The sequence below is a fragment of the Vibrio sp. E150_011 genome (assembly GCF_053544015.1).
Map to the genome: position 1 here is coordinate 156,724 of NZ_JBHFOL010000006.1, position 17,072 is coordinate 173,795.

Below are 17,072 nucleotides of genomic sequence, written 5' to 3' on the forward strand. Positions count from 1 at the left end.
CAACGTCCCATGATAAGCATGAACGCTCTCAGAAATTTATCAAGCTGATTTTATTGATGTTTACACAAAAACTTGTGCGTTCGACTTTCCTGCTTATTAGCCGAAAGTATGAGACAACACTTGTTTCGCTTTATTTAACTTCAGTGAAGGGTGTTTGACAAACTGCCCCATTAAACTTGGATGATATCGCCACTGGCTATCGAATAAGTCGAGTACATCGGGGTTGCCGTATTTCGATAGACATAAGGAGTGAAAACGATTGTATTGCCCTTTTAGGGACGACACTTTGTCGACCGTATTTTCATCCTGTCTTGGCGTAATAAAGTCAGAAATAACTAAAAGGTCGGCGTTTTTGTAACGCTCACCCTGCATAATATCAACGGCGTGATTTAGAACCTGAGATAAATCAGTTCCACCTTTAAAGGTATACGACAAAAAATCACACGCTTCTTTTAAACCACTCACTCCCGTGAGATCGTATGTGATAAAGGTTGATGAAAAAAGAATAACATGACATTCCCGCTGTTGTTGCGCTGCCATTTTCATTAATGAGTACGCAATAGCCTTAGCCGACTTCTCTGGAGCACCTTGCATAGAACCAGAGGCATCTATCGCAATCACCATTGGGCCTTTCTCTTTATCTACCTTGCCATTCGCATTCGTTGGCACTTGCAGTTCACGAATCGTCCTATGTTTGCCTTCGGCTTTATACGTTAATAATCGTTGCTCAACTAAGTGCTGATAAAATATTGTTTCCAACTCTGGATCGGCTAAGTACATTGTTTCGTTAGGGAGCAAACGGTTTATGTCATTGCTTTCGTGGATACCCACTATATCGTCGGTTGCGAATTCACTTTTCTCCTCTACCACGATATTTTCTTTGCAACGCACCTTGGTTAACTCAGGCGCATCTACCTCTTCTGCCATTCGACCAAGCTTATCGGCAATGGCCTTGAGATCTGAATGCTTTGCTAGGTAATCGGCGGTGCGTTCAATGTGTTTCCAATCTTGCTTAGTCAACTCAGAACCAGCAAGATCCCACAGTCGCCCCAGTTTGCCCTCATCCCCGTCGCGCTGTAGATGTTCCATATCTTTAAGCGTGTCGATTTTTTGATAAAGCTGCTTAAGGAATTTAGACTTTTGTTCATCAAGGGTGGCTTGTTGTTTCTCTTCAACGCTATTTTTTAGACTGTCGTACCACAACTTACAGAACTGGCGAGAGAAAAGAGAAGCAGGATATTCATTGCTATTAGCGGCGAGCGAATGTGCTTGATCAAAAAAAGCGGAATCGACGGGAAAATTTTGAATCAGAACGCCGAACTCTTGATGGAACTCTTGGTCTGTGAGATAAACCACTCGCTGATAAAGATTGAGCTCGTCTTGCAATGAATCAGCGGCCTGTTTTGTGACAAGCTTTCGTCTGACGGTTTTGGTCCATTTGGTCATTGTCGCGGTGACACTTTGTTTAATTCCCTCGTCACTTCCTAGTGCCAACAAATCCGTTTGATGCATGATATCTCTTACCGCTGAATCGACTATTCCTGATTCCGCAACCATCATGGCAAGATTAAGACCGTCCGCTCCAAGCATTACTCACCTGCAATAAAACATTAATAAATACACAGATTTACTGATATACCTAAATTTCGAGCACTATAATAGATCAGAAATCCTAGATTCCATTTTCGATCATAAGCTGACGTGAGCCTGACACAACACTCCATCGACTTTTGCGCCACATTATGGTTTATTGCATTGATATCATCCGTCTCTAACTCCTAAGCTATTAGCTTATACATCAACGGGCCCCAATTATGGCGAATCGGACTATTCATCAATGGAAATCAATCTCGCTAATTGAAGAAGATATCGAGTTACCCAATCAAAAAATCATCACTCACACGACCATTAAACACCCTGGCGCCGCAGTAATTCTGCCCATCACCGCTAGCGGGGATGTCTTACTGATCAATCAATACAGGCCGTCGTTGAAGAAATGGTTACTTGAACTCCCCGCCGGTACACTCGAAGAAAATGAAACGTCCTATGAATGCGCCCATCGAGAGCTGATTGAAGAAACGGGTTTTCAAGCAAGCGAGTTGTATTCACTAGGCCAAGTCACGCCATTGGCTGGTTTTTGTGACGAGATACAACACCTATATGTCGCAAAGGGCTTGTTTTCAAACACCGACCTTCCGTGTGATGACGATGAAGTTATTGAAGTTATGACAATGTCACGCTTAGAACTACAACAAAAAATAATTGATGGTTGCATCACTGATGCCAAAACGATAGCTTGTTTAAGTAAAGCTATATTATGTGGATACCTTTAGGAGAGTTTCAATGGATTTTCGCTCGGACACCGTGACCCAGCCTACTCAAGCTATGCGTGCTGCCATGGCTAACGCCCCTGTTGGCGACGACGTCTATGGAGATGACCCCACCGTCAATGACCTCGAGTTGTGGGCCGCAGAGCGACATGGCTTTGAAGCCGCTATGTTTACTACGTCCGGTACCCAAGCAAACCTACTGGGTTTAATGGCACACTGCCAACGTGGCGATGAATACTTATGTGGTCAGCAAGCCCATAATTATAAATATGAGGCTGGTGGCGCTGCAGTATTAGGATCTATTCAGCCTCAACCTATCGAGAACAATCCAGACGGCACTCTCGATTTTGCCAAGCTGAAAGCGGCCATTAAACCGGACGACAATCATTTCGCACGTACCACGTTACTGAGCTTAGAAAATACGATCAATGGCAAGGTTCTACCACTTTCTTATTTGGCCGATGCCCGTCGGTTTGTTGATGAGCACAAACTCAATCTCCACCTCGACGGTGCTCGTGTCTATAACGCGGCGGTGGCGCTTAACGTTGATGTTAAAGAAATTGCACAACATTTTGACTCAATGACTATTTGTCTTTCAAAAGGGTTGGCTGCTCCTATTGGTTCGTTACTCCTTGGAGATAAAGCATTCATTCAACGCGCAAGAAGGCTGCGTAAGATGGTTGGCGGCGGTATGCGTCAGGCTGGAATTTTAGCGGCGGCGGGTAAACTGGCGCTGACGGAACAGGTTGAACAATTACGCGTTGATCATGCCAACGCTAAAAAGCTCGCTTATGGCCTCAATGATATAAATGGTTTTAGTGTCAACGCGGACTTCGTAGAAACCAATATTGTATTTGCTAAACTATGCGATACCGTTGATATTGACGCTATTGCAGATACGCTGGCAAAAGACGGCATCACTATCACGCCAAGTAATCCAATTCGGTTTGTCACGCACAAAGATATCTCATCCAATGATATCGATGTATTGCTCAGCAAATTAACCACGCTTGTCTAGCCATATTTCAATCTAAAATGAAGCGTTAAGCATCGTTAACTTTTTTGTCTTAACGCTTCAATTATCAACAAGATAAATCAGGCCTCAAGGGGTGCCCTGCTGCCTTTCTTAACGAAGATTATGCCTTCTATGAGCCAATATTTATAATGCTTATTGTAACTACAGCATTTATTACAACTATGGTTACTACAGCTATAACGCTTATCGCGACCACCGTTCATGTGTAGAACGATCAATTGGTCCTCGGTACATATTCGCGTCATTCACCGCTCAGTGAACTCAGCTCCAACCCTTTAGCTTAGACAAGGTTTCGTTATTACGTTCGCACATTGTTTAGCATGAGTTGCAACGAGGCCATGACTTGCCCCTTTTATCTCATGCAACGATGAGCAAGGGAGTAACTCATACAGGTGCACTGCAATGGCTTTAGCGATCGCGTTAGACTGAGAGCCAAACACGATCGTGGTAGGAACCGTCATTGTTTTCAAATCAGATTTAACAAAGTCTACGCTAGTACATATTTTCCAGTGGCGTACATTGTTGTCTTGCAGTTGTGCCATCATCGCCTTAACCGATTCCGGAAAATTACCAAAATGATACCCTCCGCCCCAAAAATCTATAACAAGCCCGCAAGCATTCGTAACGTTAGATTCGATTGCACGGCGGTAAGTATTCAAAAACTCATCCACAATAGTTAACGCTGATAGATCTTGTTGGAGATCTAATACCCACGTTGCAACAGGTTCGAACAAGCTCAACTGAGATAATTTCACCCGCCTTTTTAGGGCAAGCGCTAAAGCAACAACACCGCCATAAGAGTGCCCAACAAGGTGCACAGGTTCGGCACATTCCTTGTCAATGATAGCCTCTATAATACTTAACTCTGTTTCTACGCTAACAGTGTCAAAATCTGTTGGATCAGGAGTACCACAATGTCCAGGAAGTTTTATTAAAATACAACGGTACTCACCTGAAACCAGAGAAAGCATTTGTTTCCAAGTAGATGTCGTCGCATATGACCCATGAATCATCACCATGGGCTTGCCACTCCCATGGCAATCATAATATTGCGTTAGTGACTGCGCGTTATTTTCAGTATGTGTTGGCATATCTTACGGCTACTTTCATTAAAAGATAAGTAAGACGCTATTACAGATTTTTTAATTTTCCTATCCCCCAAAAAGGCATGGACATAAAATCAGTAGGTTATGCCCACCAGCCTTGATATCTTTCCCCGCAGGAAGGGTGTGTGCTTTCATAATAAAAAATACATCCTATAGTTACACCTTAGCTAATAACAAATCAATCATTAGAGAAAGTTCCTCATGGAAGAGTCCGTGCCCAGCAATTCTGTTAAGATCGACCACGATAATAACAATGTCGAGATCGACAACAGTTCGAAGAAAATCATCGTCGATTTTAGCGAACTTCTCGAACTACTCTATGCCTCAAGCTTATCCCCTACAGGTTTTCAACCGTTTCTCGATAAAATGGTATCTCAATTTGAGCTTGCCGACATCATTATGTATTTTGCTAAAACGGCGACATCGGAAGTCTATTCGGCATGGATGTCAGGCCCTAAAGTCCCTGCTTTACTCGAACACGTTGATAAAAACCTCGGCTCAGTCGATTATGTTCTCGACTATATTCAGAGTAGCCCAATGAGCCGCTTTTATTCATTACAAACCGATATTGGTCGTACGCCACTAGCGCAACGTCATGGGGCCATTTCTGAAGCCGAAAAATGGTTTGACTCACATAATTTTAGTGATGCGTGCGGCGCTCTTATCCATCGAGATGCCGATAGTATCGCCTGTATTCTCGCTCATAGACAAACGCGTCACGGGACGTTCAGCCAGCACGATGTTTTGATCCTCGACAATTTAATGCCGCACATTAAACAAGCCTACCTTCTTTATAAAAAACATACTGAATCCGAGAATAATAATAACTGGGAAAATGCCCTCGAACTCCTCCCTCAAGCGAGCTTAATATTTGGCTCTCGTGGGGAGCTTATTCACCATAACACTCAGGCAAGAAAACAAATCGCACGACTCGATGGCATCCATTTGTCCGATGATCGAATGACTTTTGATAACCCCGAGCATTCTCGCCAATTTACGATTAATTTATTACGAGCCGTAACCATGAACTATACCGAACATCATGGTTTCCAGATAATGACACTTCATGATCAATCCGGAGCTGACAATGGCGTTTTAGTGTTTACTCCTGTGTTAGCTAACCTATCAACTCAGGGAGCGATGGTATTTCTCATAGAAAAAAACCAACCAGTTCAACTAAATCCAGCTTTACTCAACCAACTCTACCAACTGAATGAGATGGAAATTAAAGTATGCGAATACACCGTTCGCGGATACACCCGACAGGAAATGGCTCGCCAACTCAACCGTTCTCCTCATACGATCAAAGACTATTTGAAATCAATCTATTCTAAAACTGGCACGAGAAAACAAGCCGAGCTTATTGTGATGATCATCACAACATCTAACCTTACCTCCCCCCCCAACTGGGGGTAAAGCGCCCCTTCAATTTGCTTCCTTTTCCATTTCTACGTTTATTAGTACAAGCACGTCACAAATCAAACAACATAGTTCGATTGTGACTACGAATAAACAAACAACGACGTCAACAGGGTACGAATCGCTATCAATGGCGACCTGCCGAAATTGATAACGACGCATAACAACGTCAGATTGGACTAGGTATCAACAACAATGGAAGTGAGGCTTACATATGAAACATATACATTCTGCACTGGCACTCTCAATCGTGTCAGTGCTCTCCGCGTGTGGCGGTAGTGATGACGATGGAACCACGAGTAACGCATCAAATTATAATGTTAAAGCAATCGATGGCTACCTCAACGGAGCGTTCGTCTGGTTGGACTTAAACGCAGATGGCCAATTCAACACCGGAGAGCCAAGCGCAGAAACATCAGGCCTTGGTGATGCTATATTGAGCCTTGAAGGGGTAACAGATCACAATGGTAGCCCCATCATTGACGCAAGCCGATACCCCGTAATCGTCAGGGCCATTCGCGGTAAAACCGTCGATATCGGAGACGGTAATGGCAGTAGCAGCACTCCTGTAACTGAAGATTACATCATGTCGGCGCCCGCTGGCCAAACTGCAGTCACTCCCTTTTCCACCCTTGTTCATGTCAAAGTTAATAATGGCGACACCCTAGAGTCCGCTAAACAGCAAGTGGCAACAAGTCTTGGTATTGATGAAGACAAGCTATTAGGCGATTTCTATGAAGACGGTTCCGAAACCACACAACAAATGGCACGGATCATCGTTTCCGCTAAAGTTCTTCCAACAACCACTGAGCAATTGAGCCAAAATTTAATGCAAGAAGCATCGGATCATAGTGTGGAAGATAGGCTGTCTCAACTCAGCACCATCGTAGCGTCCACTGAATTTGATTCTGCAAGAAACCTTGTCATTGTTGGCGGCGATGGGTCACTTGAAATAGCAGACAGCCATGTCGATGACGATTCTGACAGTGACGGGATTCCAGACGCAATTGACCATTTTGTCGATGCGGATGCCAGGCCTGAAGGTTATGTCACCTCTTGGGATGATATTGATGGAGACGGTATTGGCGATAACATGGACCCTGACATTGATGGCGATGGGATCAGTAATGACGAAGATGTCATGCCATATGACCCTCTTGAAAGCAAAGACAACGATGGTGATGGCATCGGTGACTATGCCGATAAAGACGATGACAATGACGGCGTACTTGATATCGCCGACGCCGCGCCGTTCGACCCGACAGTTAGTACTAATGAAAACACGAAATTACGCGCTTTTTTCGAGTCTAATAGTGTCGCGTACTCGCTTTGGGGAAACCATGACTTTGATGACCCTGAATTGGATCGTGAAGCGTTTGATCTAGATGTGGTGGATGGCAGCCCGACCGCCAGCTTCAGTCAATCTGAATACTTCGATTACAGCGACGACGGTGTAGGAACTTGGCAGGTTTTATCCGATAGTCAATCCGATATCCTATTGGTTGAAAGCGGCTGGGTTGAAGTTGGAGTCGATGCTTCGCTCATTTTTGACGGTATTAACTGGGTTGTAACGGTAGGGTCAGATCACGATTCTCACGCAAGCTATACGGCTTTTGGTTCGGTAGTGTCACTTAGTGGAAAACCAATATCGACCATTGATACTTACTGGCCTCACGGAAATACTAACCTTCTCTTTTCTGAAGGTGCAGAAGCCATAAACTTTTCAATGGTAACTCAAGCCGTCAACTATTGGCTCACTGACCAAGCGACCTCACAAATAGGAAGCTTTCATGCTTCTACGGCTGATGTCATCAGTTCACAAAGCGTGTCTACTTCAATCTCTTCTGATACATCATTATTTTTGCCGTCGATTAAAGGGGTGTTCATCTCCGATGATACGTTCATGGAGTTCGTCGAAACCGACACCGAAAACTTAGCCTTTTACTATGAGATTAACGCTCCGACCACAGCGCGTCTTCTCGTCAATAATGCGTCCCAACCGATTACATCCACATGGAAGAAAGTCACGGTCCACGGCGCGGACATTATCGAGTTCACACTCCCTAAAATAATCCTTAATCATATGGGGGACAATCAACCTGAACAACCTACGCTCATTCTTTCGGATTACAATAATAGCGTTCATATTGGTTGGAAAGATAACCACATTGACGACGGTGTGATCGCATCGAATGTGACTTTTGTTAATGAAACAGCACTTGACGACTACCAAGCCAGCTTACGGCCCGAATTTGAATGTACTCTTCAAAACACAGACTCCGCGACTTACGCAAACTATCTGTCTGCTGTTGAAAGCTGTGGCGGTATGTTACCAATCACAACCAGCTTCTTAGTCGACAATAGCTTTTACCGAACTAGAAGTAACGGAAGCAGTCGAGAATACTTCTTCAACGATGATGGCAGCGCTACTGTAGTTAAAGATGAGGATCTCGCCGATACCTATCAAGTGACTTGGGTGCTTAATAACAACTTGGTCACTATAACTTACGACGACGGCGCTGAGTGGACCTGGGCGCTTGTTGATCAACATGAAGTACTAGGCTCTTTCAAATTTTACGACACATGGTCTGAAAATGGCGTCGTCATCCAAGAAATTTGGTCCAAAGAAATGCAACTCAAAGCGAACAATGAATTGTGTATATTCAGCGATGAATCCATTAGTGATTACGAGCAATTTGAGTCTTCTGTCGAAGCTTATCGAGAGTGCCGAGCGAGCGCCAAACTTGATCTGTTGGCTAGTGACATCAACACGCTTATTCTTGCTGACAGTTGGGACGACGGCAACGCGAGTAGTGTCTTCGTCATGTCCGATGACGGCACACTTAACGCCATTTATGATGGCGTGTGGGACGGCCAATTCAATTGGGCTTTAAGCGAAGATTCCATTTTGGATGTCTCATCCCAGTCTGATGGGTTCGTCGAATTTAAAATGGCATTCTTGGCAGAAAGTGATGATGGTTATTTGGTGGCGGATTATTGGGATGGCGATGATCGGGCTTGGCTCTATAAGATTGATCAAATTGACGCTTCTAGTGAATGTACTATCAATTCTGACGATACATGGGGCGACAATGGCCCTACATCAACGTCGTCGTACTCACAATTTGACGATCAGATTAGTGCCTGTATCAACACACAGAACTTTGACAGTCGAGTTTACACGCCAAGAGTTGCAGAACATTTGACTAACAATGAACGCGTACTTGTTCTGGAACGTCGCGATGGTGAAGACGATACGATCGTATTTAAGATGGCCGATGCATCTGGTCAATCGGGTGACGCCCTAGTAAATGATGATGGCACTTGGCTTCGTGGTTCATGGCAACTCCTTGAAGATAATAACGACATACGCTACAGGGTCACTATTATGAATGATACTGAAACCTATCGAATAACCTTTGCATCTGTTGATGTAGTATCTGAGTCGTTGCTGATAAAAACATTCGAACAATATACTGGCTGGTCAAGCGCTAATGTGATTGATGCAAGTACCGGTGCCATCGCTACTTGGACCGTAAGATACAAAGAAGCGAATGTGAGTGACTATCCTTTTGATGACTAATACCCAATCAACATAAAAAAGCCCCAATATGAACTGCCCCCCAATAGTTGGACACCAATTATTGGGGGCTTTTTCTTATCTGCTACTATCATGAGTCAATCGTCCGGGGAGTCATGCTCTCGCTTTATTGGGTATGCACACATTGTTGCCATACTTGATGAACCTCTCATTTTCAGCAAGTCGTTAACAAATATGGATTATTTCCTACATTTATCCAGTTTTATTTAAATCATAATATAAACTTTAATAATCAATTTGTCATTTTCACTAAACAAGGATTGTTTATGCTTTACTTTCCAAAAGCCAAACGCATTGTAGCCGGGTTTGCCGTTACTCTCATTCCCCTCACTTTTTTAATGGGCTGCGACACTCAGCCTTCAGCTGAAAACACAGTCATTCCAAAGGTTAAAGTTCTCGAGGTCGTTGTTAAAGAAATTACGCCTAGTGAGGAATTTGTTGGCCGTACCGAAGCAAGTCAAGATATTCAAATTAAATCAAAGGTTCGTGGTAATTTACTGCACACTTTCTTTGAAGAAGGCAGTAATGTCGAGAAAGGCGATGTCCTATTTGAAATCGACCCTGAACAATACGAAGCGGCTCTCAAAGCATCTAAAGCATTGGTAGCACAATCCAAAGCGGCTTATAACACCTCGGTGCGCAACTTCAAGCGTGGTGAAGGATTGATTAAAGACAAATATATCAGCCAATCTGATTATGACAATCTACTCTCTACTAAGCTTCAAAATGCAGCGGCATTACAAAGCGCCAATGCCGAATTAGATAATGCAAAACTTGAATTAGGTTACACCAAAATATACGCCCCTTTCAGTGGTCGTATCGGACGCGCTGAAGTCTTCATGGGTGACTTAATCATTCCTGATCAAACCGAGCTAGTGAATCTTGTTCAAGTGGAACCAATCTGGGTGAATTTCCAGCTTCCAGAAAAAGTCATTATCAACGCACAACGCGCGCACAAATCGTCAACTTCTGACTACAAAATAGAAGACCTACCGATCAAAATTCGCTTCCCAGATGGTTCCGTCTTTGGTGAAGAAGGTATTATCGACTTCATTGATAATCGAGTAGATGGCGGTACAGGAACGCTAGCAGTGCGTGCTGAATTCCCGAACACAGAGCACGTTATTGTCCCTGGGCTGTATGTGACGGCCATTATCCAAGCCCCTGCCATCGAGAAAGTCGTATTGATTCCTCAACGTGCCGTTCAGGAAGACCAACAAGGACGTTACGTATTAACCGTCAATAACGAAAGTATCGTCAAACGGAAAAACGTGGTTTTAGGTAAACGTTACGGCATCGACTGGGAGGTAGAAAGCGGTATTGAAAAAGGCGAACTCCTCATCACAGAAGGTTTACAGAAAGCGCGTATCGGATCTGAAGTCGAGCATGATATGGATACTATTCAGCCATTTTCAGAAGATAAATAAGGAATCGCTATGATTAGTAAGTTTTTTATTCATCGGCCCAAATTCGCGTTCGTCATTTCTATCGTATTAACGCTAGCAGGTTTGTTATCCATTCCCGTTTTGCCCGTCGCTGAGTTTCCAAACATCTCACCCCCGATGGTCTCTGTCACCACCTCATATCCAGGTGCGAGCGCTGAGGTCGTTGCCGATACCGTTGCCAAAGTCATTGAGGCTGAGGTTAACGGCGTTGAAAACATGATTTATATGGAATCAAAGGGGGCAAATGACGGTAGTTACAATTTAAGTGTTACATTTGAAGTTGGCAGTAACGTGGACATGGCTCAGGTCAACGTTCAGAACCGGGTCCAGCAAGCCATGCCCCGGTTACCTTCTGAAGTTCAACGAAATGGTGTAAAAGTAGAAAAACAAGATCCTAACATCTTGATGATGCTTAACCTTGTTTCTCCTAATGAGTCTTTAGATAATCTCTTTCTTAACAACTATATGGGCATCAATATTAAGGACAACCTTGCCCGTGTAAATGGCGTGTCCAAAGTTAGCATTATCGGTGGCATGGATTATTCAATGCGTATTTGGTTAAACCCAGATCGCATGGCAAGCCTTGGTGTGACGGTCGAGGATGCGATTGGATCCATCCAAGAGCAAAATATCCAAGTCGCTGCCGGCCGTATCGGTGCTGCCCCAGTGCCGCGAGACCAACAATTTCAATATACGCTTTCCACCAAAGGTCGACTGAGCCATCCAGAGGAATTTGAAGAGATCATCATTCGTTCAAATGAAGACGGAAGCGCTGTTTATCTCAAGGATATTTCGCGTATTGAACTTGGTGCTGCAAGTTATGACGCGGAAGCTATGCTGGACAACAAAGCCTCTGCGCTATTGTTTATCTACCAAGCCAGTGGTGCAAACGCCTTAGAAGTCGCTAAAGGTGTGCATGAAGAGTTGTCTCGCCTCGAGAACCAATTTCCAGAAGACATGGAATATAAAATCCTCTATGACACCACTCAGTTCGTAGAGACCTCCATTGATGAAATGATCGAAACCCTGCTAATAGCAGTCACATTGGTTATTTTAGTGGTGTATATATTCCTTCAAGACTTCCGGCAAACCCTCGTTCCCGCCATTGCAATTCCCGTTTCACTCATCGGTACTTTTGCCTTTTTGTTAGCCACAGGAATGAGCATAAACACCGTGTCTCTGTTCGCACTGATCTTGGCAATCGGTATTGTGGTTGATGATGCCATTGTCGTGGTCGAAAACACCACCCGATTAATGGAAGATGAAGGGCTAAATGCCGTTGATGCCACGACCAAATCAATGCAGGAAGTAACAGGTCCGGTTGTTGCAACCACACTTGTACTGCTTGCTGTATTCGCACCGACAGCGGTCATGCCTGGCATTACTGGGCAAATGTATGCGCAGTTTTCCATTACCATTTGTATCGCCGTTCTTATTTCCTCAATCAATGCATTAACATTGAGCCCTGCCCTTTGTGCGTCGCTGCTTAAACCACCTAAAGTTCATGAAAAAGGCTTTCACGCTAAATTCAACAAGGTGTTTGATCGTGCAACCACTAAGTACACAGGCTTCGTGTCCGGTATGGTTCGTAAACTGATGCTGGTTGGGGTCGTCTATGCCCTACTTATCGGTGCCACCGGCATGCTAGCCACTTCATTGCCGTCAGGCTTCGTACCGACAGAAGACAAAAAAGCATTCTTCGTTGACGTACAATTGCCAAATGGTGCGTCCATTAACCGGACCAAAGAAGTCATCACGAAAATGGTCGACGACCTCAATAAAATTGAGGGTGTCACTAACGTTATTTCGGCCAGTGGTTACTCCATCATTTCGGGCGCAGTGTCATCGAATGCTGGTTTGATGGTGGTCATTCTATCTCATTGGGACGAGCGTCAAGATCCGTCTCTGGTCGAATCTCAAATTGTACAACGAGCCAATGGCGTATTAGCTCGATACAGTGAGGCTCAAGCCGTCGGTTTCTCCTTACCAGCACTTCCCGGTGTGGGAACCGTATCCGGTGTGGAGTTCTACATTCAAGATACTCTGGGTCGTTCTCCGGCAGACCTCGCGGGTGTCATGCGGGCAACGTCGATCCAAGCAACGACTGAACCTGAACTGACCGCGGCATTTAGTACTTACCAAGCAGACGTACCACAATTATTTGTGGATGTTGATAGGCAAAAAGCAAAGGTACAAGGCGTACAACTTAGTAGTATTTTCACTACGCTACAAACCATGCTCGGTTCCATGTACGTTAATGACTTCAATCGCTTTGGTAAGGTGTTTAGGGTCAATATGCAAGCCGAAACAGAATACCGAGATTCTGAACTCGACATCGCGCGTTTTTACATTCGAAATAAAGATGATGTCATGGTGCCCCTCAACACACTCGTGACCATTGAGCCTAAACTTGGTCCTGAGTACATTAACCAATTTAACCTATATGGTGCGGTTAAGGTTAACGCCTTCCCTGCCCCAGGTTACAGCTCAGGGCAGGCTATCGATGCCGTAAAACGCATTGCAGACAATACTTTCCCGAATGGTTATACGTATGAATGGTCAGGGCAAACTTATCAAGAATTGAAAGCGGGAAATCTAGCGCCGTTCATTTTCAGTTTGGCACTTATTTTTACCTATTTGTTCTTAGTGGCTCAATATGAAAGCTGGACGGTCCCTATTTCGGTCATGCTTGCGGTTCCTGTTGCCATCTTAGGTGCCTTTGTCTATATCTGGATTATGGGCTCCGATATTAACTTGTATACCCAGATCGGCTTGGTACTACTAATAGGCCTCGCTTGTAAAAACGCCATATTGATTGTCGAATTTGCTAAGCAGCTTCGTGAAGGTGGCATGAGCATCACCGATGCCGCTGTCAAAGCCGCTCGATTGAGGTTTAGGGCAGTACTGATGACAGCATTCTCCTTTATTTTAGGGGTTATTCCGTTAGTTATTGCTACCGGAGCTGGCGCGGCAAGCCGAGTCTCATTAGGCTACGCGGTGATGGGTGGCATGATCGCGGCGACTATTGTCGGAACCTGTTTGGTGCCCGTCTTTTACGTCATGCTTCAATCCATGCGAGAGAAATTTAAAGCGAAAAAAACTGACGCTGTGTAGACATAACATAGTTAAAAACACATCGCTGTCCCGAACAATCGGGTGATAAAAAGCCCTCCAATAATTGGTTTCCAACTATTGGGGGGCTTTTTTATGACTCGTCGAATCAATGCTTGTCGCCGTTGTTCGTTAGGTTAACCGTCGTATATTATTTTCTTAATTTGGTATTCAGCGTCTCAATCACACCCGTTGCAATAGAATCGAGTAACAGTATTTAACATCAAATAAACGGTACGCCTTTTTAATTGGGCGCATTGTTATACTTGTTTGAAACAATCTCACGCAAAGGAGAGGCAATAGCATTTGAGCGTTATACGTCTATGTAATTAGAAGAAAGGCAGGATAAGTCAAAACCAAGGTTCGCTGAAATGGGGACTGGAACAGGATTAAAGATGGATGAACGCACTATTGATAATGAATACCGGAATAATGGCCCATTACCAGTCATGTATCGCCTAGATAGAAACCCTAGGCACAAAAAAAGCGATAGTTTTACCTATCGCTTTTTATCAATTTAACCTTGTTTGTTACTATTCCCAATCAAGAATAACCTTGCCAGAAAGTCCGCTGCGCATAGCATCGAAGCCGGCTTGGAAGTCATCGACTTTAAAGTGATGAGTGATGATTGGTGATAGATCTAGGCCAGATTGAATCAAAGACGCCATCTTGTACCACGTTTCAAACATTTCGCGACCGTAGATACCTTTAATAACTAAACCTTTAAAGATAACTTGGTTCCAGTCTACTGCCATGTCTGACGGTGGAATACCTAGAAGCGAGATCTTACCGCCATGGTTCATGTTGGTCAGCATGCTGTTAAACGCGGAAGGATTACCCGACATTTCTAAACCAACATCGAAGCCTTCCGTCATACCAAGTTCAGACATGACATCTTCTAGCTTCTCTTCCATCACGTTAACAGCGCGCGTTACGCCCATCTTCTTAGCAAGATCTAAGCGGTATTCATTGACGTCAGTAATCACAACATGACGAGCGCCAACGTGTTTTGCTACCGCCGCAGCCATGATACCTATCGGGCCTGCACCTGTAATAAGTACGTCTTCGCCAACTAGATCAAACGATAGTGCTGTGTGCACTGCGTTTCCAAACGGGTCAAAAATCGAAGCCAAATCATCAGAGATTTCAGCTGGAATTTTAAATGCGTTAAACGCTGGGATCACTAGGAATTCAGAGAACGCACCGGTACGGTTAACACCAACACCTGTCGTATTGCGACAAAGGTGCGTACGTCCGCCACGACAGTTACGACAGTGACCACAGGTAATGTGACCTTCGCCAGAAACACGGTCACCGATCTCAAATCCGCGCACTTCTTGGCCAATGCCAACCACTTCACCAACGTATTCATGACCCACAACCATAGGAACAGGAATCGTATTTTGAGACCATTCATCCCAGTTGTAAATGTGAACATCAGTACCACAAATCGCTGTTTTCTTGATGCGAATAAGAAGATCATTATGACCCATTTCAGGTTTTTCAACCTCGGTCATCCAAATGCCTTCTTCAGGTTTGAGTTTTGATAGCGCTTTAATTTTCATCGGTTTACCTATGATTCCTACGGCTAATCAGCACGTAAAAATATCAATTCTTAATATCAAATGAGCATCATTTTGATGCTCATTCATTGACGCTTATTGCTTATACAGCGTCTAAATAATGGACATGTCTTTGCCGACTTCGATAAAGACATCAATCGCGCGATCAAGTTGCTCACGTGAGTGTCCCGCAGACATTTGTGTACGAATACGTGCTTGCCCTTTTGGTACAACAGGGAAAGAGAAACCAACCACGTAGATACCTTTTTCTAGAGCGCGCTCTGCAAATTCTGCTGCCACTTTTGCATCACCCAACATAATTGGGATGATAGCGTGATCAGCGCCGCCCATAGTGAACCCTGCCCCTTCCATACGTGTACGGAAATGCGCAGCATTCGCCCATAAATGGTCACGCAAATCACCACTTTCTTCTAGTAAGTCTAGAACGCGAATGGATGCATTAACAATGGCTGGCGCAACCGAGTTTGAGAACAAGTATGGACGTGAGCGTTGACGCAACCAGTCAATGACTTCTTTTTTACCTGAAGTATAACCGCCTGATGCACCACCCATTGCTTTACCCAATGTACCTGTGATGATATCGATGCGGTCAACCACATCATGATATTCATGAGTGCCCGCGCCAGATTTGCCCATAAAGCCAACCGCGTGAGAGTCATCAACCATGACCAATGCGCCATACTTATCGGCTAAATCGCATATAGCAGGAAGGTTGGCAACCACACCATCCATCGAGAACACACCGTCTGTTACGATAAGAGTATGACGAGCGCCCGCTTCTTTGGCCGCAATTAATTGCTGCTCAAGCTCAGCCATATTGTTGTTTGAGTAGCGGAAACGCATTGCTTTACACAAACGTACGCCATCAATAATTGAGGCATGGTTCAAAGCATCAGAGATGATTGCATCTTCTTTACTTAAAATGGTTTCAAACAAACCCGTGTTGGCGTCAAAACATGACGTATAAAGAATCGTGTCTTCTTTGCCCAAGAACGTAGAGAGCTTTTGTTCTAGTTCTTTATGAATATCTTGAGTACCACAAATAAAACGTACAGATGCCATACCAAAACCATGCTCATCCATACCGACCTGACCGGCTTTGATAAGTTCAGGGTGATTAGCAAGACCTAAATAGTTGTTTGCACAAAAGTTAAGGACTTCTTCACCGCTAGAGATCTTAACCGCTGCTTTTTGTTGAGAAGTAATAATACGCTCTGACTTGTACAGCCCTTCGTTTTTTACTTCTTCAATTTGATCTTGGATTTGCTGGTAGAATGCAGAAGACATCTTAGATTCCTTTTTATGTTCCTATATACATAGGTTGTGTAGGGAAAGACGAGTCACCATAGGCGCTTATCTTTAATGAAACCATTCTAGTTCATTGTGAAGGAAACGATTATCCCTTAACATGGAAAACCATTAGTGAATTTGAGGCAACAAT

The 17,072-nt window shown here is 44.1% G+C and carries 10 protein-coding genes; 6 read left to right on the forward strand and 4 right to left on the reverse strand.

Annotated elements, in window-relative coordinates; translation table 11 throughout:
• Positions 1 to 96: 96 nt before the first annotated feature.
• Positions 97 to 1,590 (reverse strand): VWA domain-containing protein, encoded by a 1,494-nt coding sequence (locus ACE1OE_RS11970; protein WP_449211192.1) that lies wholly within the window; start codon positions 1,588 to 1,590, stop codon positions 97 to 99.
• Positions 1,591 to 1,814: 224 nt separating this feature from the next.
• Here ACE1OE_RS11970 and ACE1OE_RS11975 point away from each other — a divergent pair, with 224 nt between their 5' ends.
• Together ACE1OE_RS11975 and ltaE are read left to right on the forward strand one after the other, a co-directional pair.
• On the forward strand, positions 1,815 to 2,333 hold the full coding sequence (locus ACE1OE_RS11975; RefSeq protein ID WP_449211193.1) for an NUDIX hydrolase: 519 nt from the start codon (positions 1,815 to 1,817) through the stop codon (positions 2,331 to 2,333).
• Between the two features lie 10 nt (positions 2,334 to 2,343).
• A complete protein-coding gene (gene ltaE, locus ACE1OE_RS11980) occupies positions 2,344 to 3,348 on the forward strand; it encodes a low-specificity L-threonine aldolase (RefSeq protein ID WP_449211194.1) in 1,005 nt (334 codons plus the stop codon).
• Positions 3,349 to 3,641: 293 nt separating this feature from the next.
• On the opposite strand, the gene ACE1OE_RS11985 is transcribed toward ltaE, so the two are convergent.
• Positions 3,642 to 4,457 (reverse strand): alpha/beta fold hydrolase, encoded by an 816-nt coding sequence (locus ACE1OE_RS11985; RefSeq protein WP_449211195.1) that lies wholly within the window; start codon positions 4,455 to 4,457, stop codon positions 3,642 to 3,644.
• A gap of 228 nt (positions 4,458 to 4,685) precedes the next feature.
• Between ACE1OE_RS11985 and ACE1OE_RS11990 the strand changes: the two genes are divergently transcribed.
• The 4 genes from ACE1OE_RS11990 to ACE1OE_RS12005 all read left to right on the forward strand — a co-directional run bounded on the left by ACE1OE_RS11990 (position 4,686) and on the right by ACE1OE_RS12005 (position 14,051).
• Entirely contained in the window at positions 4,686 to 5,888 is a 1,203-nt protein-coding gene (locus ACE1OE_RS11990; protein WP_449211196.1) for a helix-turn-helix transcriptional regulator, read from the forward strand.
• 217 nt (positions 5,889 to 6,105) lie between these two features.
• Positions 6,106 to 9,474, forward strand: coding sequence for a thrombospondin type 3 repeat-containing protein (locus tag ACE1OE_RS11995; RefSeq protein ID WP_449211197.1), 3,369 nt, complete (start codon positions 6,106 to 6,108; stop codon positions 9,472 to 9,474).
• A 284-nt stretch (positions 9,475 to 9,758) separates the two neighbouring features.
• Positions 9,759 to 10,919: an efflux RND transporter periplasmic adaptor subunit gene (locus ACE1OE_RS12000; protein WP_449211198.1), complete on the forward strand. Its 1,161-nt coding sequence runs from the start codon at positions 9,759 to 9,761 to the stop codon at positions 10,917 to 10,919.
• A 9-nt stretch (positions 10,920 to 10,928) separates the two neighbouring features.
• Positions 10,929 to 14,051 (forward strand): efflux RND transporter permease subunit, encoded by a 3,123-nt coding sequence (locus ACE1OE_RS12005; RefSeq protein WP_449211199.1) that lies wholly within the window; start codon positions 10,929 to 10,931, stop codon positions 14,049 to 14,051.
• Positions 14,052 to 14,581: 530 nt separating this feature from the next.
• On the opposite strand, the gene tdh is transcribed toward ACE1OE_RS12005, so the two are convergent.
• Together tdh and ACE1OE_RS12015 are read right to left on the reverse strand one after the other, a co-directional pair.
• Complete coding sequence (gene tdh, locus ACE1OE_RS12010; protein WP_102468494.1) at positions 14,582 to 15,613, reverse strand: L-threonine 3-dehydrogenase; 1,032 nt, start codon at positions 15,611 to 15,613, stop codon at positions 14,582 to 14,584.
• Between the two features lie 111 nt (positions 15,614 to 15,724).
• Positions 15,725 to 16,918, reverse strand: a complete 1,194-nt coding sequence (locus tag ACE1OE_RS12015) for a glycine C-acetyltransferase (protein WP_102468493.1) — start codon at positions 16,916 to 16,918, stop codon at positions 15,725 to 15,727.
• Positions 16,919 to 17,072 lie beyond the last annotated feature (154 nt).